At 72.5% G+C, this 19,676-nt stretch carries 12 protein-coding genes and 2 pseudogenes; 9 read left to right on the plus strand and 5 right to left on the minus strand.

The features are described 5' to 3' along the window. Nucleotides 1-8: 8 nt before the first annotated feature. The 6 genes and pseudogenes from manA (at nt 9) to KCH_RS33515 (ending at nt 5,233) form a co-directional block, all read left to right on the plus strand. The gene (gene manA, locus KCH_RS46855; protein WP_341865495.1) at nt 9-761 is read left to right on the plus strand and encodes a mannose-6-phosphate isomerase, class I; all 753 of its coding nucleotides are present in this window, start codon (nt 9-11) and stop codon (nt 759-761) included. A gap of 809 nt (nt 762-1,570) precedes the next feature. Next, nucleotides 1,571-1,903: pseudogene (locus tag KCH_RS47695) on the plus strand (hypothetical protein); the annotation flags it as partial. Between the two features lie 118 nt (nt 1,904-2,021). Continuing rightward, nucleotides 2,022-2,582 (plus strand): glycoside hydrolase 5 family protein, encoded by a 561-nt coding sequence (locus tag KCH_RS38215; RefSeq protein ID WP_051653729.1) that lies wholly within the window; start codon nt 2,022-2,024, stop codon nt 2,580-2,582. Nucleotides 2,583-2,690: 108 nt separating this feature from the next. Further along, nucleotides 2,691-2,807 (plus strand): annotated as a pseudogene (locus KCH_RS47700) (GDSL family lipase); the annotation flags it as partial. Between the two features lie 61 nt (nt 2,808-2,868). Further along, entirely contained in the window at nt 2,869-3,168 is a 300-nt protein-coding gene (locus KCH_RS46860) for an SGNH/GDSL hydrolase family protein (RefSeq protein WP_341865449.1), read from the plus strand. 748 nt (nt 3,169-3,916) lie between these two features. Beyond that, entirely contained in the window at nt 3,917-5,233 is a 1,317-nt protein-coding gene (locus tag KCH_RS33515) for a cellulase family glycosylhydrolase (RefSeq protein ID WP_035869484.1), read from the plus strand. 60 nt (nt 5,234-5,293) lie between these two features. Here the strand turns inward: KCH_RS33515 and KCH_RS41930 are convergent, their stop codons facing one another. Beyond that, entirely contained in the window at nt 5,294-6,001 is a 708-nt protein-coding gene (locus tag KCH_RS41930) for a glycoside hydrolase domain-containing protein (protein ID WP_425268859.1), read from the minus strand. Between KCH_RS41930 and KCH_RS41935 the strand changes: the two genes are divergently transcribed. From KCH_RS41935 to KCH_RS33535, 3 genes are all read left to right on the plus strand, one after another. Next, nucleotides 5,994-6,362 carry a hypothetical protein gene (locus KCH_RS41935; RefSeq protein WP_051653730.1) on the plus strand — a complete coding sequence of 123 codons (369 nt, stop codon included), beginning with the start codon at nt 5,994-5,996 and terminating at the stop codon, nt 6,360-6,362. The genes KCH_RS41930 and KCH_RS41935 overlap by 8 nt on opposite strands. Before the next feature lie 566 nt (nt 6,363-6,928). Then, nucleotides 6,929-13,147, plus strand: a complete 6,219-nt coding sequence (locus tag KCH_RS33530) for a DNRLRE domain-containing protein (protein WP_051653731.1) — start codon at nt 6,929-6,931, stop codon at nt 13,145-13,147. Between the two features lie 121 nt (nt 13,148-13,268). Further along, nucleotides 13,269-13,496 carry a hypothetical protein gene (locus tag KCH_RS33535; protein WP_035869500.1) on the plus strand — a complete coding sequence of 76 codons (228 nt, stop codon included), beginning with the start codon at nt 13,269-13,271 and terminating at the stop codon, nt 13,494-13,496. 273 nt (nt 13,497-13,769) lie between these two features. Here the strand turns inward: KCH_RS33535 and KCH_RS33540 are convergent, their stop codons facing one another. From KCH_RS33540 to KCH_RS33560, 4 genes are all read right to left on the minus strand, one after another. Further along, a complete protein-coding gene (locus KCH_RS33540) occupies nt 13,770-15,005 on the minus strand; it encodes a cytochrome P450 family protein (RefSeq protein ID WP_035874972.1) in 1,236 nt (411 codons plus the stop codon). A 1,403-nt stretch (nt 15,006-16,408) separates the two neighbouring features. Next, on the minus strand, nt 16,409-18,427 hold the full coding sequence (locus KCH_RS33550; protein ID WP_051653732.1) for an ATP-binding cassette domain-containing protein: 2,019 nt from the start codon (nt 18,425-18,427) through the stop codon (nt 16,409-16,411). Then, entirely contained in the window at nt 18,424-18,729 is a 306-nt protein-coding gene (locus KCH_RS33555) for a hypothetical protein (protein ID WP_035869505.1), read from the minus strand. Before KCH_RS33555 ends, KCH_RS33550 begins: the two co-directional genes overlap by 4 nt. 35 nt (nt 18,730-18,764) lie before the next feature. Continuing rightward, the gene (locus KCH_RS33560; protein WP_035869510.1) at nt 18,765-19,658 is read right to left on the minus strand and encodes an aminoglycoside phosphotransferase family protein; all 894 of its coding nucleotides are present in this window, start codon (nt 19,656-19,658) and stop codon (nt 18,765-18,767) included. Nucleotides 19,659-19,676: the final 18 nt, after the last annotated feature.

Below are 19,676 nucleotides of genomic sequence, written 5' to 3' on the forward strand. Positions count from 1 at the left end.
GCACCGACATGACCGCCGACCTGCTCACCACCGCCATCCGCCCCTACCCGTGGGGCTCCACCACCGCCCTGGCCGAACTGACAGGCCGTCGGCCCACCGGGGACCCCGAGGCCGAACTCTGGATGGGCGCCCACCCCGGCGCGCCCGCCCGGATCGACCGCGGCCGGGGCAGCGAAGCGCTCGACGCCGTCATCACCCGCGACCCGCAGGCCGAGCTCGGAGACCGGGTGGCCGCAGCCTTCGGGCCCCGCCTGCCGTTCCTGCTGAAACTGCTGGCCGCCGAGCACACCCTGTCCGTCCAGGTGCACCCCACGGCCGAACAGGCGAGGGCCGGATACGCGGCCGAGAACGAGGCCGCCATCCCGCTGGACGCTCCCCACCGGATCTACCGGGACCGCAGCCACAAACCCGAACTGATCTGCGCACTCGGCGACTTCGACGCCCTGTGCGGATTCCGCGACCCGCGCGCCACCGCCGAGCTCTGGCAGCGGCTGGCCCTGCCGCTGCTGGACCCCTGGATCCGGGAGCTGCGCACGTCCCCGGCCGAGCGGGCGCTGCGCACCGTGCTGACGGCCGCCCTCGCCTCGGACCGGGACAGGGGCGAGCGGGTCGCCGCCGAACTGCCCTCCGCCCTGGACGTCCTGGCCGCCGGCGGACGATCCGGACACGGCCACCTGGGCCGCCTACCGCGATGCCGCGCTCGACCACCCCGGCGACCCCGGCATCCTCGCCGCGATGCTCCTCAACCACGTCCGGGCTGAGCCCCGGCCAGGCCCTCTACCTCGACGCCGGAGTCCCGCACGCCTACCTGCGCGGCCTCGGCGTCGAGATCATGGCCAACTCCGACAACGTGCTGCGCTGCGGCCTGACCCCCAAACACGTCGACACCACAGCGCTCGCCGCCGTGGTCGACTTCCGTCCCCACCGGCCCCGCAGCACGTCCCCGCCGTCCCCGTCAGTCCGGGAGAGCTCGAATTCCTCACCCCGACGCAGGAGTTCAGGCTCTTCCCGGATCGAGCTCGGCGCGCCCCTGGCGGATCGCCGACGACGGCCCGCAGATCCTGGTCTGCGTTCGCGGCAGCGCCCGGATCGAGGGCGGCCCCACCCTCACCCCCGGCCGGTCCGCTTACCTGCCCGCCAGCGGCGGCCCCGTCCGGCTGGCCGGCGAGGCCACGCTGTTCCGCGCGAAGGTCCCGCGGCCCAGCTGATCGAAGCCCCCACTCACGCACCCAGCCAGCACCCCGCCCACCGCTCGTCCGGAGGAGACCCGTGAACGACCAGCCCCGCACCACCGGCCGCCGCACCCTGCTCGGAGCCGCGGCTCTCGGCCTCGCCGCCACTCCGCTGCTCGGCCGCACCGCCCTCGCCGCCACCGGCGGCGGCGAAGGCCCCGAGCAGCAGGGCGGACCGGCGGTCGCCCGGACAGGCGGACGACGCTCGTTCGTCACCGCCGGAGACGGCGAACTGCGCCTGGACGGGAGCGAAGTTCCGCTTCGGCGGCACCAACTGCTACTACCTCCACCAGCAGTCCCACTACATGATCGACGCGGTGCTCGACGACGCCGCCGCGATGGGCCTGACCGTGATCCGCGCCTGGGCCTTCGCCGACGGCGACGGCCACTCCCACCACGCCCTGCAGCCCCGGCCGTTCCAGTACGACGAAGCGGCCTTCGACAGTCTCGACTACGCGGTCCACAAGGCCCGACTGCTCGGCCTGCGCCTGGTTCTCCCCCTGGTCAACAACTGGCCCGACTACGGCGGCATGCGCCAGTACGTCTCCTGGTTCCTCGGCCTGCCCGACGACTCCTACGGCGAGGGCACCAATCACGACCGCTTCTACACCGACGCCAGCTGCAAGAAGGCCTACCGGGCCTGGGCCAAGCACGTCATCGGACGCCGCAACCGCTACACCGGCCTGCGCTACGACGCCGACCCGACCGTCATGGCCTGGGAACTCGCCAACGAAGCCCCGCTGCCGCAGCGACAAATCCGGCGCCACCCTGCTCGGCTGGGCCCGCGAGATGAGCAGCTACGTCAAGGCCCTCGCCCCCCGGCAGCTCCTCGCCGTCGGCGACGAAGGCTTCTACGGCCGGGCCGGCGACGCCGACTACCCCTACTCGAACTACGAGGGCGCCGACTGGCTCAAGCTCACCGCCCTGCCCGCCGTCGACTACGGCACCGTCCACGTCTACCCCCAGAACTGGGGCGAGACCAGCGGCAGCAAGCCCGGCGCCAACGCCACCGACTGGGGCACCCGGTGGATCACCGACCACCTGGCCGACGGCCGCACGCTCCGCAAGCCGGTCGTCATCGAGGAGTTTGGCCTGCAGATCGACCCGGGCCGGGACATCGCCGACGCCGCCGCCCGCGACGCCGCCTACCGGGCCTGGACCGACGCCGCACTCGCCTCGGGAGCGGCCGGCGACCAGTTCTGGCTGCTCACCTCCCGCATCGACGACGGCTCCTTCTACCCCGACTACGACGGCCACCGCGTCATCTGGAACAGCGACCCGGCCAACCCCACCCGCACCGCCGCGCAACTCTTCGCGGCCCACGCCAAGGCCATGGCCGCAGCGAGCTGACCCACCTGCTGCCCGCTGCCCGGTGACCGTCACCCCGGGCGGCGGGCCCCGTGCGAGGAGTTCCCGCATGCAACCGCCCACCCCACGGTCCTGTTCCAAGGCGACAGCATCACCGACGCCGGCCGCGACCGCACCCGACCCGGCGACCTCGGCCACGGCTACGCCGCCCTGGCCGCAGCCCGGCTGCCCGGCAGCCCCACCGTCCTCAACCGCGGCGTGTCCGGCGACCGCCTCGCCGACCTGCGCGAGCGGTGGGACGCCGACACCCTCGCCCACCGGCCCACGCTTGGTCTCCCTGCTGATCGGCGTCAACGACACCTGGCGTCGCTACGACAGCGATCAGCACAGCCCGGTCGACACCTGGGAGCACGAGTACCACCTGCTGCTCACCCGGCTGCACGCGCACTGCGGGCCCCGCCTGGTGCTGATCGAGCCGTTCCTGGTGCCCGTCACCGCCGCCCAGTGGAACTGGCGCGACGACCTCGACCCCCGCATCCAGGCCGTTCGCCGTCTCGCCGCGGCCCACCGACGCCCAACTCCTGGCCGCCGACGGCCTGCTGAACCAGGCGGCCCGCGCGATGGGTGACCCGGCCCTGATAGCGGCGGACGGCGTCCACCCCACGCCGCTCGGCCACCGCCTGCTGGCCGACGCCTGGCTCGCCCTGCTGGGCGAGATAGCCGGCTGAGGTCCGGTCAGGCCACCTGCCGTGGAAATTGTCTGACGGCCCGTCGGATGACGCCCTCGGGAGTGAAGATGGCCGACCTGCTGCCCGCCCCCGGGCAGGTCGCGAGAACCCCGGCCCCGGGGCGCCGACCGCCCGGCCTGTCCGCGAGAACCGGCACTGCTCCGAAACAGTCCGGGGCGGCCGGCGCCGACCTGACAGTGGATCACCTCTCCTGACCGAGGGCCGAGGGCCGCGGTCCGCCGGCCGCCGGCCAGGCTGCCGAGGTGTGGGCGGCGAGCGAGCGTCGCCTCCGCGCCCCGGGCCGGCCGGTGCCTAACTGGTTTAGCCCGTCCCCGTCGAAGCGGATCGGTATGCCGTCGGCAGCCCAGAGATCCTCGCACCGCAATGGCGTTGATTGGCCTCACCTGCGGCTCTCGGGTGCGCCATTAATCGGTTAAGTCAGAGTCGTTGACCGCCCCCTGACGGTGTGCCAGGATCCCGCTGACAACGATGGCCGAAGTCCCCGCCCCTGGCGGGTCGACCGGTACGACGTTGACGACCGACCCGCCCGTGGTCCCTCCGCCTGTCCGAGCCCCAGCAGGGCGCTCCGGCCGACACGGCGCCGAGCGGCGCCGGCCGTACCCCCACCCCCACGATTCGAGGAGAGCCATGAAAGAGCCGCAGAGCCGCAGAGCGCTCACGACGCTCGGAGCAGCGATTGCAGCCGTCTTCGGGCTGCTGGTCGCGGTGTTCGGCTTCGCGCCGGGCGGCGCCCAGGCCGCCGGCACAGGCATCCACGTCGGCAACGGCCGCATCTACGAGGCCAACGGGAATCAGTTCGTGATGCGCGGGGTCAACCACGCCTACGCCTGGTACCCCTCCCAGGCCACCGCGATCGCCGACATCGCGGCCAGGGGAGCCAACACCGTCCGGGTCGTGCTCAGCAACGGCGACCGATGGACCCGGACCGGCTCCGCGCAGATCACCACCCTGATCGACCAGTGCAAGGCCGCCAAGGTCATCTGCGTGCTGGAGGTCCACGACACCACCGGCTACGGCGAGGACGGCGCCGCCACCACCCTCGACCGGGCCGCGCAGTACTGGATCGACAACAAGAGCGCCCTCGCCGGCCAGGAAGCGTACGTCGTCGTCAACATCGCCAACGAGCCCTGGGGCAACAGCGGTTACACCGGGTGGACCGCCGCCACCAAGAGCGCGATCGCCAAGATCCGCGCCGCAGGCCTCCACCACGCGCTGATGGTCGACGGTCCGAACTGGGGCCAGGACTGGTCGAACACCATGCGCGACAACGCCGCCTCGGTCTTCCAGTCCGACCCCGACCGCAACACCGTCTTCTCGATCCACATGTACGGCGTCTACAACACCGCCGCCAAGGTGCAGTCCTACCTGAACGCCTACACCTCCGCGGGGCTGCCGATCGTGGTCGGCGAGTTCGGCTCCCAGCACAGCGACGGCGACCCGGACGAGGACGCCATCATGGCCACCGCCCAGTCCCAGGGCATCGGCTACCTCGGCTGGTCCTGGAGCGGCAACGGCGGCGGCGTCGAATACCTCGACCTGGTCAACAACTTCGACAAGAACTCGCTGACCGCCTGGGGCAATCGCTTCTTCAACGGTGCCAACGGCATCGCCGCCACCGCCAAGCGCGCCACCGTCTACGAGCGCTCCACGCAGTCGCCCGTCGTCGACCCGCCGCCGAGCAAGGCTCCGAACGGGTACCCGTACTGCGCCTCGGCCTCGTCGGATCCGGACGGGGACGGCTGGGGCTGGGAGAACAGCGCCTCCTGCGTCGTCCGCGGCGGCAAGGCCGACACCGGTGCCACCGCGTCGCCGTCACCCCTGCCGACCAAGGCTCCGAACGGGTACCCGTACTGCGCCTCGGCGTCCTCGGACCCGGACGGGGACGGCTGGGGCTGGGAGAACAGCGCCTCCTGCGTCGTCCGCGGCGGAGCGGCTGATCACTGACCGCCCCGCGGCCACCCGGCTTCGGGCCGTCCCCCGCCGGCGGAACGGCGGGGGAGCGGGTCAGCCGGTGACGGCGACGGGGGCGTCCCAGGCGTTGCGGTCGACGGTCAGGGTGACGCCGCCGTAGGTCTCGCGCTGGTTGACCTGGTACTGGTGGGCGCGGCGGTGGCCGCCGAAGAGGGTGCTGCTGTACGGGAAGCTGCCGGTGGTGTCGGCGGTGCCGTCGTACTTGGCGTACCAGAGGGCCTCGGGCAGGTCGGCGGCGCCTGCTTCGGCGGCCTTGGCGATGCCGGCGGCGCTGGAGGAGGCGAAGCCGTAGAAGCCGGGCCGGTACGAGCGGGCCTTGACGGCGCGGTTGAAGGACTGGGTGTAGGCGAGAACCGCGTCCGCGCAGGCGGTGTCGGCGGCGTTGTAGGCCTCCATGTCGAGGTACAGCATGCTGCCGGAACGCATGCCCAGCGCGGACGCCTTGGCCACTGCGTCCGCGCCGTCCGCGGCCCCCAGCGAGACGGCGGTGTCGGCGGTGATCTTCTCGGGGCTGGCGCCGGTCTGGCACGGCGGCTGCGCGCCCACGTACAGCGGCACCAGCTTCCAGCCCGAGCCGGCGACCGCGCCCACCCAGGACGCGGTGAGCTGGGGCTGCGCGCAGCCGCGGTTCTTGCCGCCGACGTAGACCGCGATCGCCCCGTACGGGGAGGTGCCGCGCCAGGCGTTCATGGTGGCCAGCGGCGGCGCCGTGCAGGTGTCGAACGCCAGACCCGTGAACACGCTCCCGCTGGAGGCCCCCGCCGGCACGCCGCCCGCCGCCGCGGAGGGCTTGGCGGCGGCCGACGCCGAGGCCGCGGCGGACGCGGAGCCGGACGGCGGAGCAGAACGGGAGGCCGAGGCCGAGGCCGAAGCCGACGCGGACCCCGAAGCCGACGGCGATGCCGAGGGGCCGTCACTCGCCGACGGCGAAGCCCCGGGCACCGTTCCGGCCGCCTCGCCGGCTGCTGCGGTGCGCGGATCGTCCGCGGGCTTCGCGCACGAGCTGAGCGCCAGCACGGCGGCAACGGACACGCAGGCGGCGGACAGCATGGCGCTGCGCCCCCTGTGGCGGGGGGTGTTCGACACGGAGGTTCCTCACTGAGAAGTGTCCGCGGGCGCGGGGAGCGATTCCCGTATGAATATCACCTGACACGGCGTCCGTTCCACGCAGCTCCAGCACCGGTGGGCGCGACGCCCGCCGGTTGTGCCCCCGGTGCTGCCGTGAAGTCCCGCAGGAAGTCCTGGGCGGGCGTGCCTGTCGACGGGGCATCCGGTGCCGGTCGGCGCCGCCGCAGGCGGGGGGCGATGGTCGAGGGTGCCCGGCCCGGGAGGTGGCACCCCGTTCGACCTGGGCTTTCCGGGGCGCAGCCGACCGGGCGGGCCGCTCCGGGCCCGCGTGGGACGGCGGTGTCGGCGAGTTCCGGTCGGGCGGGCCGAACGGCGCTCTGCGCAAGTGAGGTGACGGCCCATCACGCTTTGGTCACAAACGGATTGCGCGGGGCATTGCCTTGTCTGCACATGGGAGACCTTGATCCTTTACGCCCACTTTGCACTCCCTTTAGCATCCGTGCACGTCCCATCGGAGTGATGGGTCTGTGACGAGGAGTGGATGTGCACGAGCGCATATCGGGGCGCCGCAGACGGCTGACGCCGCCGGGTGCCCGGGGGGTGAGCGCCGTCCTGGCGCTCGCCGTGTCGGTGTCGCTGCTGGCCGGTGCGGAGAACGCGCTGGCGGCGCCGAAGCCGGAGAAGTCCGGTGCGACGCAAGGCGCGAAGAACCCGCAGTGGGCCACGTCGGCGGCGGACGTGCCGTCGGCCCGGGTCGCGGCGCGGCTGTCCGGACAGCGCGTGGAGGCGCTGTCCGAGCGGACCGAGACCTCGACGACGTGGGTGAACAAGGACGGGTCGCTGACCACGGAGCTGTTCGCCGGACCGGTGCGCTTCCAGCGCGACGGCCAGTGGACCGACGTCGACCTGACGCTGCACCAGCAGCCGGACGGCTCGGTCGCGCCGAAGGCGCATCCCGGCGGGCTGAAGCTGGCCGCGCCGGGCGGCACCCGGGCGAAGTCCTTCGCGGACTCGCAGGCCGGCAAGGGCGAGGACCGCACCCTGGTGACCCTCGGCGAGGGCGACCAGCAGGTCGAACTGCAGTGGAGGGGCGGCCTGCCGGCGCCCGTGCTGGACGGCACGAAGGCGACGTACCAGGACGCGATCAGCGACGGCGCCGCCGACCTGGTCGTCGAGGCCACCCGCACCGGCTTCGAGCAGTACACCGTCCTCAAGCAGCGCCCGGCGGCGGCCGGCTACTCCTACACGATGCCGCTGAAGGCCACGGGCCTGAAGGCCGAGGCACAGGCCGACGGCAGCGTGCTGTTCACCGACCGGAAGACCGGCGAGAAGCGCGCCGTGCTGCCCGCGCCGGTGATGTGGGACTCCACCACCGTGGCGGAGGGATCCCGCGAGCACGCGAGGCGGGCGAAGGTCGACCTGAAGGTCGTCCGGCGCGGCGAGAACCTCGACCTGGTGTTCACCCCCGACGCCGCGTTCCTCGCCGACCCGAAGACGCAGTACCCGGTCACCGTCGACCCGTCGACGATCGCGCTGGGCAACGTGTTCGACACCCGGGTGCAGAAGGGGGAGACGGTCGACTGGTCCGCGGACACCGAGATCTACTGGGGCAACCCAGGCACCAAGAACGCCGACGGCTCGTCCCGCGAGGCCCGCGCCTTCATCAACTGGAACACCGCCCCGATCGCGGACGCACTCGTCACGAACGCGACGCTGAGCCTGTGGAACTTCCACTCCGGCAACAGCGACTGCGCCGGCTACGCCTGGGACGTGTACGACACCGGCCTCGCCTCCACGGCCTCCCGATGGGCGTCGCAGCCGGCCTGGAACTCCAAGCAGGCCTCGTCGAACGAGACCGCGGGCCGCACCGGCTGCCAGAACGACGGCTGGATCAACGCCGACGTCACCAACCTGGTGCAGAGCTGGACTTCGGCGAAGAAGCCGACCGCCGGCATGGGCCTGCGCGCGCCGGACGAGACCAGCACCAAGTACTGGAAGGAGGTCAACTCCTCCGAAGCCGGCACCAACGTCCCGAAGCTGACGGTCACTTACAACTACCGTCCGCGCACCGGCACCGACCAGCAGGCCGGCTCCCCGTTCCACAAGGACGCGAACGGCACCTGGTGGGTCAACTCCACCACCCCGACGCTGCGCGACACCTTCGTCGACCCGAACAACGACAAGGTCGACGGCACGTTCCAGATCTTCGACAACGACACCAACGCGCAGGTCGGCAACGTCCTGGTCTCCCCGTACGTCGCGTCGGGCCAGCCCGCCTCGGTGACCGTCCCGGCCGGACTGCTGACCAACGGCAGGACGTACCGGTTCCGCACCTCGCCCTACGACGGCATGCACTACAACAACACCTGGTCGCCGTGGGCGTACTTCACGGTCGACACCTCCGCGCCGTCCGCGCCGGGCGCCGTCACCTCGACCGACTACCCGTCCGGGCAGTGGGTCAAGGGCGCCGGCCAGGCCGGGGTGTTCACCGTGACCCCGCCGTCCGGTGACCAGAGCGCCCTGGAGTGGACGCTCGACGGCACCAACTGGACGAAGGTCCCCACCGGCGGCTCCACCGCGCCGGTCAACCTGACGGTCACTCCGGACAAGGCCGGCACCCAGACCCTCCAGGTCCGCGCGACGGACAAGGCCGAGAACAAGTCCGAGGCGGTGTCGTACACCTTCCAGGTCGGCGCCGGCGGCGTCATCTCACCCAACGACGGCACCCGCACCGCCGCCCGCCTCCCGCTGATCGCCGAAGCCGACGCCGCGAAGTACAACGCCGTCAGCTTCTCCTGGCGCCGCTCGGACGCCGATGCGTGGACCACCGTCCCGGCGGCCGACGTCACCAACGGCGGCAGCGCCGTGACCTGGCCCGTCGCACTGAACGGCGGCAAGAGCCCGGCGCTGACCTGGAACGCGACGTCCACCGTCAACCCCGACGGCACCGTCCAGATCCGCGCCGACTTCACCGGCCCGAACAACGCCGCCGTCTCCTCCGAAGGCGTCAAGGCCGTCATCGACCGCAAGGCCAGCGGCGCCGCGACCCAGCAGATCGGACCCGGCACCGTCAACCTGCTGACCGGTGACTTCACGGTCTCCGCCACCGACGCCTCGTTCTTCGGCCTGACGGTCGGCCGCACCAACTCCTCCCGCGACCCGAAGGCCGCGGCGAGCAAGGACGGCCAGGCCCCGATCTTCGGCCCGAACTGGACCTCCGGCGTGGCCTCGGAGGTCTCCCAGTCCGGGTACACCGAGATCCGCAAGACCTCGAACACCTCGCTGGACGTCGTCCTCGCCGAGGGCGAGACGATCGGCTTCACCGCCAACACGGCCGGCAACGGCTGGGTGCCGGAACCCGGCAGCGAGGCGCTGACCCTGCGCGGCTCGTTCGCCTCGGGCGACTTCACCCTCTCCGACACCGACGGCACCGTCACCACCTTCGCCAAGGTCGACCCGGCCGCCGCCACCTGGACCGTGACGTCCACGCTGCTCGACGGCCTGGCCAACTCCACCACCACCGTCATCTCCGAGAAGACCGTGCTGGGCGGCAAGACCCTGGCCCGGCCGAAGTACATGATCGCGCCGACCTCCGCCGCCACCGCCACCGCCTGCGCGGCCGACCCGGCCACCAAGGGCTGCCGCGTCCTGCAGTTCGTCTACGCCACCGCCACCACCGCGACCGGCAGCACCAACGGCACCGACTTCGGCGACTTCGCCGGACAGGTCTCCACCATCAAGCTGTGGGCCACCGCCCCCGGCGCCGCCAACGCCACCGCCACCGACGTCGCCGCCTACCGGTACGACCTGGCCGGCCGGCTGCGCCAGTTCTGGGACCCGCGCCTGGGCACCGGCGCCAAGACCCAGTACTCGTACATCGAGGGCACCGCCTCCGACGGCGCGCTCTACGCCGTCCTGCCGCCCGGCATGAACGGCGGCTACCACATGGCCTACGGCAACATCGCGGCCAACCCGGCCGCCGGCGACGGCATGCTCACCAAGGTGTGGACCAACACCCTCGCCCCGGGCACCAACACCGTCAACGGCACCGCCAACACCACCGTCGTGTACGGCGTGCCCACCAGCGGCAGCAAGGCCCCCGAGGACCTGTCGGTCACCGCCGGCGCCACCTGGGGCCAGACCGACCTGCCCACCGACGCCACCGCCGTCTTCCCCGCCGACCAGGTCCCCGCCTCCCACAGCGGCGCCGACCTGAACGCGGGCGACTACACCCGGGCCACCGTCAACTACCTGAACGCCTCCGGCCGCCAGGTCAACACCGCCGCCCCCGGACACCGCATCACCACCACCGAGTACGACAAGTGGGGCAACAGCGTCCGCACGCTGACCGCCGCCAACCGCGAACTCGCCCTCGGCACCACCGACGCCGCCAAGGCCCAACTGGCCGACCTCGGCATCAACAACCTGCCCGGCCGCGAACGCGCCCAACTGCTCTCCACCACCAGCGTCTACAGCGCCGACGGGCAGCGCGAGACGGAGAACTCCGGCCCCCTGCACCGCGTCACCCTCGCCGCGGACGTGGCCTCCGGCGGCGCGACCGTCGCCAAGGCCGGCACCCAGACCGTCGCCCGCACCCGCACCGTGAAGACCTACGACGAGGGCCGCCCCACCGACGGCACCGCCAAGGTCAAGGACCAGGTCACCACCACCGTCACCGGCGGCGCGCTGCGCGCCTGGCCCGAGGTGTTCGCCGAGACCCGAACCGACAAGAGCGTCTTCGACTGGGCGCTCGGCGTCGCCACCCAGCAGATCCAGGACGCCGGCGGCCTGAACCTCACCACCACCACCGGCTACGACAACCAGGGCCGGGTGACATCCAAGTCCCTCCCCAAGTCGAACGGCTCGGACGCGGGCACCACCCGCACCACCTACTGGTCCGCCACCGGCACCGGCGCCTGCGCCGGCCGCCCCGAATGGGCCGACCTCATCTGCAGCACCGGCCCGGCCGGCGACATCACCGGCGGCGGCGCCAACCCGGCCCAACTGCCCGTCAAGACCGTCCAGTACGGCCTGTTCGGCCAGGAAACCCAGACCGACGAGACCGCGGGCGGCATCACCCGCACCACCACGACCACCCCCGACGCGGCCGGCCGCCCGGTGACCACCACCGTCACCGGAGGCCTCGGCGCAGCCGCCCCGGCGGTCACCACCACCTACGACCCCGTCACCGGCAAGGTCACCAAGCAGACCTCCACCGGCGGCGGAACCCTCACCAAGGCGTACGACGCACTGCTCCGCCAGACCTCGTACACCGACGCCGACGGCGCGACCACCACCACCGAGTACGACGCCCTCGACCGGCCCACCAAGGTCACCGACAGCGCGCCGTCCACCACCACCTACACCTACGACACCGCCGTCGACCCGCGCGGCCTGGCCACCTCGGTCACCGACTCCGTCGCCGGCACCTTCACCGCCCGCTACGACGCCGACGGCACCGCCATCACCCAGGGCCTGCCCGGCGGCTACACCATGACCGACCGCCGTGACCCGTCCGGGACCGCCGTGAACCGCACCTACGTCCGCGACAGCGACGGCGCGGTGCTGATCGCCGACGGAGTCACCGAGACCGTCCACGGCCAGTGGGCCACCCACACCGGAACCCCCGGCGTCACCGCGGCCCAGAGCTACGCCTACGACAAGGCCGGCCGCCTCACCGGCGTCCAGGACACCTCCCCCGACGCCGTCTGCACCACCCGCAGCTACGGCTTCGACAACAACACCAACCGCACCTCGCTCGCCACGGCCGTCGCCGCCCGCGGCACCGACTGCACCACCACCGGAGCCACCACCCAGACCAGCAGCTACGACAGCGCCGACCGCCTGGTGAACGCCGGCCACACCTACGACGCGTTCGGCCGGACCACCGCACTGCCGGGCTCCACCGTCGCCTACCACAACAACGACCTGGTCCAGCAGCAGACCACCGGCGCCAACCGCCAGACCTGGACCCTCGACTCCAGCCAGCGCTTCCGCGCCTGGACCACCGAGACCAGCAACGCCGGCACCTGGACCACCAACCGCACGTCCACCAACCACTACGGCTCCGACTCCGACAACCCGCGCTGGACCGGCGACAACCTCGGCAACTTCACCCGCAACGTGGCCGGGCCGGCCGGCGACCTCGCCGCAACGACCGCCAACGGCGGCACCGTCACACTGCAGTTCGCCAACCTGCACGGCGACATCACCCTCCAACTCCCCCTGGCCGGAGGCGCCCCCGCCGTACTCGACCACGACGAGTACGGCAATCCCCGCCAGGACCAGGCCGCCGTCCGCTACGGCTGGCTCGGCGCCAAGCAGCGCGCCGCCGACACCCCGGCCGGCCTCACCCTGATGGGCGTGCGCCTCTACAACCCCGCCGCCGGCCGCTTCCTGTCTGTCGACCCCGTGTACGGCGGCAACGCCAACGCCTACGAATACGTGCACGGCGATCCGCTCACCAAGTTCGACCTCGACGGCCGCTGGTGCCTCATCCGGAACAAGGGCAAGGGCTGCTGGGGCGCGACCACCTGGAAGAACAACAAGCAGACCATCATCACCGGAGTGGCGACCGCCGTGGTCACCGGCGGCTGCCTCGCCGTCACGGGAGGCACCGGGTCTGCTGCCTGCCTCTGGGCCGGTGGTGCGGTCGGCGGCGCGATCGGCTATCGCTTCGGTGTCGACCAGGGCCGGACCTGGCGCGGGTACGCGGCCGCATCGACCATCAACGCGGTACTCACCCGATACGGTGGCGGCAGCGTCAAGAATTTCTTCAGGGGAACCGGTCGTCACCGCGGATCATGGAGCTGGTTCTGACGCCGACCCCACCGGATGAAATCGGCCGACAGTAGCGGCCACGAACAGAAGGGGCAGGTCGGGGGGTCGCACAGCAGCCACCCGACCTGCCCGCCTCCTCGGACACAGAGACGAGAATCAGGTGAAATTCGCAAAGGCCGCCAAGATTCTTACCGCCCTCCTCGCCTACGCAGCATTCGCCTGCCTGGTCCTCTTCGTTTCGGGCCGGATATCCGGCGACTCGACCACAGGCACAACAATTCGCGCCGCCGCCGGGGGAATTCTCGCCGCCGGCGGAATCCAGTTCGTCCGCTTCACCATCGGACTCCTCCGGCCGGACCGTCAGCGAAGGAAGCCGAAGAACGACTGAAAGGACCAGCACCCTGGACGCCAAGAAGGCCAAGAACCCCACCTAGCGCCACCTCTGGCCGCTGTTCGCCGGATTCGGCATCGTCATGGCCCTGCCCGCCACCGGTTCCGACGTGTGTCCGGCCCGGCCTCGGCAGGGCCGAACCGGTGGGAGGAGTCGCGGAGGTGGAGGCGGTGCAGGTCCTCGGGGTTCACCCAGTGTGCACGAGGACGCCCTCGCGCAGGCCCGGTGCCAGATCGCAGGAGCTGTTTCGATGCGCGACGAGGCGCCCCGTCAGGGCGCCGGGGGGCCGAGGAGGACCGGCAGGGTGCGGTGCCCGTTGGAGATGAGCGAGTCGACCGGCTCCAGTTGCGTGCCCGGGGCGAACGCGAGGTCGGGGAAACGCGCGAACAGGCGGCTCAGTGCGGTGCGTCCCTCCAGGCGGGCCAGCGGTGCGCCGAGGCAGAAGTGCGGGCCGTGACCGAAGGCGAGGTGGTCCTTGGCCGGGCGGGTGACGTCGAAGCCGGCGCCGCTGTCTCCGTAGCGCGCCGGGTGGCGCCCGGCGGCCTGGTAGGCGCCCAGGATCGGATCGCCCCGGCGGACCGTCACCCCGCCGGGCAGCTCGATGTCCTGCACCGCGAAGCGCATCGGCAGGTGCGCCAGCGGGGCGTCGCGGCGCAGCGCCTCCTCGACCACGTCGTCCCAGCCGGCCCTGCCCGCCCGCACCAGGGCGAGCTGGTCGGGGTGGGTGAGCAGGTCGGTGATGCCGTTGTCGATCAGGTTCACGGTGGTCTCGTAGCCGGCCGAGACGATCAGCAGCAGGGTGTCGCGCAGCTCCTCCTCGCTCAGCGCGGCGGGGCCGGCGCCGGACTCGGTGTCGCGGGCGGCGATCAGCAGGGAGGTCATGTCCTCGCCCGGCTCGCGGCGCTTGGCGGCGATCAGCTCCTCCAGCAGGGCCTGGAACGCCGCGCCGTTGGCCGCCGACTCCTCGGGGGTGAGGGTGGTGGCGAAGACCTTGTCGACCATGTCCCGGAAGCCGGCCGTCACCTCCCGCGGCACGCCCAGCAGTTGGGAGATGACCTGGATCGGCAGCGGGTAGGCGAAACGTTCGCGCAGGTCCACCACCTGGCCGGGGGCGCCCCCGGCCAGGTCGTCCAGCAGGGCGTCGGTCAGCTCCTCCACCCGCGCGGTCATGGCGACGATCTGGCGGGGCGTGAAGGCGCTGCTGACCAGCCGGCGCAGCCGCCGGTGGTCGGCGCCGTGGGAGTTGAACATGTTGCGCACGCTCACCCACAGCGCCAGCGGCCAGGTCCGCACCGCCCGGTCGTAGTCGGGCCAGTGCCGCAGGCCGTCCTTGGACACCCGAGGGTCCTTGAGCAGTTCTTCCAACAGCAGCGGGTCGGACACCGCCCAGGCCCGGACGCCCAGGAGGTCGACCGGTGTGGCCGGACCGCGCGCGATCAGCTCGGCGGTCTCGGCTTCACGGGCACGCCCGGTGGGGTCGAGCACGATCGGGTCCGGCACGTTCAGGTCGAGCGCGTTCGGGTCGAGCGCCTTCGGGTCCGGCACGTTCGGGTCGAGCACGTTGGGGTCCAGTACGGGACGCTCCACGGGGATCCTCCAGTCGATGCGGTACGGGGGCGCGGTCGTCAGCCGCCGGGAACGCGGGGCGACCCCGCGGGCACGGGAAGTCGATCCCGCCGACGTCCCGGTGCGCGGCCGGTCGTCAGCGTGCGCTGTGCGGGCAGGTGGCGCGGCGTTCGGGGATCGGGGCCGGCAGTGATGCAGAGCAGGCCGAACCCGGCCCGCGACGGGGGCAGACACGCTTCATCGCCAGCCGGTACGCGATCGTTTCTGCGAAGCCCAGGTTCCACGACCCGGTCGGCCACCTCGGCCTGAGTCACCCGGACTCGGGACCCCACAAACCGAACAGTCGTATTCGTCGACGGAGTCCAGGGCGACCTGGTGACCGCAGAAGTCGCACAGCCGCAAGCCCTTGCCAGTGGACATCTGAAGGGTCGACTGGTTTTCCATCCCATCAGCGTGCCAGACGATCTAGGAACCGCCACCGACTCGCTTGACCAGCGGTGAACCGGAGCGCCCCGCACAGGCAGCCGCCGGTGCGCAGCACTGCGCCAGCGGTGTGAGCGGGAAGGTCGGCGTGCCGCATGCGGGTGGGTCCTCCGGGACAGTGGTGGTGGTGTTCGAGGGCGTTCGCACCGGCGGTTGGACCAGGCGCGCGGTGCAGGCGGGCAGGGAGGCTTCGGTGATGGGCAGTCAGCGGGCTTGCGTCTCCGGACCGCTGACGGTCGTCCCGGGTGCGAGGGGCGCTGTGGCCTGGTGCGGCAGTGGGAGGGGGTGCGCTGAGCGGTGAGCAGGACGGCCGCGAGGGTGCCGGCCTCGGTGATCCGGCCGTCGCCGCACATTGCCACCGCTTCTCCCAGCGGGATCCAGTGCAGTTCCATGTCGGCTTCGCTGGGCTCCCGCTGGTGCTCACCGACGGTCAGGCCCGTGGCCAGGTAGAGGTGTTCGCGGGTCCGGGCGCCGGCGGGCATCCGCCACATCGTTGTCAGCAACTCGATCCGGGCGGCGCGAATGCCGGACTCCTTCTTCCCGTTGTGCGGCAGGGGCAGGGGCAGGGGCAGGGGCAGGGACAGGGGCAGGGGCAGGTTCGGGCGTTCGTGGTGGCGCTCGCTTCGGCCGCCCGGCCGGTGCGCGGTGCGGCGGACAGAGGGCACGGCGCTGCCGTCGGAGCGGACAACGCCTTCCGTCACGACGGGACGCCCGGCACCGGTGGCGTGGGCGGGAAGTGCTGACGAACCGTCACTACGTCTGAGGGGCAGCAGTGTTCGGTCCGCGATCCGCTGCGGTGTCTCTTCCGGTCGGCGACGAGGGTGGTCCTGCCCCTGCGAAAGGGCCACTGCTCCAGACGCTCACCGAAGGCTCCCCTGGTCGTCGGCTACGGGGCGCGGGTCGGGGAGCCGGGTGGCGTACTGCTGGGCTTGGAGCAGGTAGGCGGCGCGGTAACTGCCCGCGGCCGGCTGCTCGTCGTCGGCGGCGGCCATGAGTTCCTCGTGCGTACCCTGTGCGACGAGGCGGCCGTCCTTGAGGACGTAGATGAGGTCCGCGGAGGCGCTGGCGGCCAGGCGGTGGGTGATCAGCAGCACGGTCGCGCCCTGGCCCGCCAGTCGCCGCAGGTTGTCGAAGGCCCGCACCTCCGCTGCCGGATCGAGCGCGCTGGTCGGCTCGTCGGCGACGACCAGGAACGGCCGCCGGCCGTCGGTGCCCGCCGTGGTGGTCCGCAGGTAGGTGCGGGCGGTGCCGATCCGCTGCCACTGGCCGCCGGAGAAGTCGACCCCTCCTTCGAAGCCCTTGGCCGCCAGGGTGTCCCAGCCCCGGTCCTGCTTCTGGAGCAGGGCCTCCATGCCCGCGAACTCGGCCGCCTCGGTGAGAGCCCGGGCGTCGTCGTGGTGGCCGGGGCGGCCGGTGGTCACGATCGCCCGCAGGGTGAGGGGCCAGCGGAAGAAGTCCTGCGGGAGCAGCACGGTGGAGGCGAACTGCTGGGCGCGGTCGGCGGTCGCGGTGTCGACGCCGTCCCAGCGGATGGTGCCGCTGTCCGGCCGGTACAGCCCGCACAGGAGCCGGGCCAGGGTGGACTTGCCGGCGCCGTTGTCGCCGACCAGGGCCACGATCTTGCCCGTTGGCACCACCAGGCTGACCTTGTCCAGCGACGGCGTGGTGCGGCCGGCGTAGGTGAAGGAGACGTCCTCGACGTGGATGGCGTCAGGGCGCTCGGGCAGGTCGGTGCCGCCGGCGGGGATGGCCAGGGCTTCGGCCTCGATGGCGAGGGTTTGCAGGTCACCGACGTACAGCGCTTCCTCGAAGAGCTGGTTGACGCTGCTCAGCAGACCACTGACGTTCGCGGCGCCGGTGCGCACCGCGACGACGGCGGTGCCGGCGGCGGCGAGCGCCAGGTGTCCGGTGGAGACCAGCACGCCGAGCAGGCCGAAGGTGGCGACGAAGGCGAGGCCGGAGGCGGCCGCCGCGGCGACCTTGGTGCGAGCCCCGGCCGCGGCCAGCCGGGCCTGCTCCGCGTCCGAGGCCAGCGCCATCTGCTCGAAGTGGTGCAGCAGAAAGGCACCGACGCCGTGCACCCGGATCTCGGCAGCCGTGGAGGTCTGGGTGAGGAGCTGGGCGATGAGCTGGGACGCCCGCATGTGTTGCAGCCAGGCCATCACCGAGTTGCGCCGCCGCCGGGCGGTGACGGCCGCACCCCATGCGCGCGGGGCCGCGATCAGCACGAGCAGCGGGAGCAGCACCGGGGACAGGCTGAACAGCACGCCACCGGTGGCGGCCATGGACAGCAGGGTGCTGAGCACCGCAACGGACTCGTTGGTCAGCCGGTGGACCGACTGGATGCCGAACCGGGCGGATTCCAGCAGGCGGTTGAACGTCGGGTCCTCCAGGGAGGCCATCTCCACCCGCTGGGCCCGCTCCAGCAGGGCGACCGTCGCCGTGCGCTGGATGCGCGGGCTGAGCCGGTCCGACCCCCAGGAGGACACCACCGCGAGGACGGCGCCGGCACCGGCGGCGGCACCGGCCGCCAGCACGGCAGGCAGCACCGCGCGCAGCGCACCGGACTCCCCGGCGAAGGAGAACAGGTGTCCCAGGGCGGCGTTGACAGCGACCAGGGACAGCGCCGCCGCACCGGCACGGCCGACCTCGGCGAGCACCACCCCCACCAGGGCGGCTCGGTCGGCCCGCCAGGCGAGCCGCCACGCCAGGCGCAGCATCCCGGGGATCTGCCGCACGACCGTCCACAGGCCGGCTTGGGCACTGGCGGCCTCGTCACGGACGAACCCGCCGTCGTAGCGCATCGGGCCGCCGAACAGTAACTGCTCGCTCGGGGACGATCCGTCCGCAGCGCCCGCCTTGTGCAGGCTCTGCTTCACGCCATCCCTCCGCGGTCGCGGGACACGCCGTCCCCGGCCAGCAGCCGTCCGGCTCCGGCCTCGACGCCGGCGGCCCCGCGCAGGTGACGGGTGAGCGCGATGGCGGGCAGCTCGCTGTCCGTCAAGTTGCTGGGCAGGTCCCGGCCGCCCTCCGTGCCGCGGTCGACGACCAGCAGGAGTCCAGCGGGATCGCGCGGCAGGGCGTGGACGCCGAGCAGCGGGACCGCTCGGGCCTCGGCGCTGGGGCCTTGCACATCGTGCTGATCGGCGCGCGGGGCGGGGTGTTCGTCGGTGGTGGACACCGGTCTCCTCCTCGAAGGCGGACGGGTGGTGCGGGTCAGCAGCGGGTGGGTGGGGCGGCCATCCGGCCGAGGGCGAGGTGGCCGCGCTCCTGCAGGTCCGCCCGGCTCTCGCACAGACCGGTGCACAGGTAGGAGGCGCCGAGGCGGACGGTCAGCAGCAACAGCAGCCGCTCCTCCACGGCGTCGAGCGGCCGGCCGTAGCCGGTGAAGAAGGCTCCCCGCAGATCGGGGCGCTCGGGCCACAGCGCCCCGAGCAGCCAGACGAACTCCTCGACCACCAGGCCGTAGCGGGCCTGTTCGAAGTCGATCAGCCCGTGTCGCCCGCTGGCGGTGTCGATCAGCCAGTTGCGGGTCGCGTAGTCGCCGTGCAGGAAGTGCAGCGGCAGCCGGTCGGCCAGTGCGGAGATCTCGGCGGCCGCCGCGCCGACGAGGGCGAGCACCTCGTCCGGCACCCGTCCGGCCAGGGCCTCCCGGCACTCGGCGGCCTCCCGGGCGTGGGCGCCCACCGCCTCGCGGACCGCCGCCCGGTCGGTGGCGGTGCCCGCGTCCGAGTGGTCGTGCCAGCGCCGCAGCAACCGTCCGGCGTCCTCGTGCACCCGCAGCTCCACACCCCGGTCCAGCGGCAGGCCGCGCACGACCCGGCCGGGCAGCGCCGAGCTGAGGAGCGCGCGCAGCCGAGGCTCGCTCGCCAGCAGCCTCGGCACCTGCCGCTCGGGCAGGAACCGCGCGGCGTACGCGTATCCGGCCACTTCCCGGGCGAAGGTGTCGTCGTCCGGGTTGATTTTGAGGAAGGCCGCGGCGCCTTCGGGGCCGCTGATGCGCCACACCCGCGAGGTGGCCCGCGGCCCGGAGCAGTCGGCCGCCGTGACCGGGCCGGGCAGGTGCCCGGCGGCCCAGGCGAGCAGGACGGGTGGCGGGGAGTCGGTCATCGGATCAGGTTTCCGAAC

This window comes from Kitasatospora cheerisanensis KCTC 2395 (assembly GCF_000696185.1).
Lineage (GTDB): Bacteria > Actinomycetota > Actinomycetes > Streptomycetales > Streptomycetaceae > Kitasatospora > Kitasatospora cheerisanensis.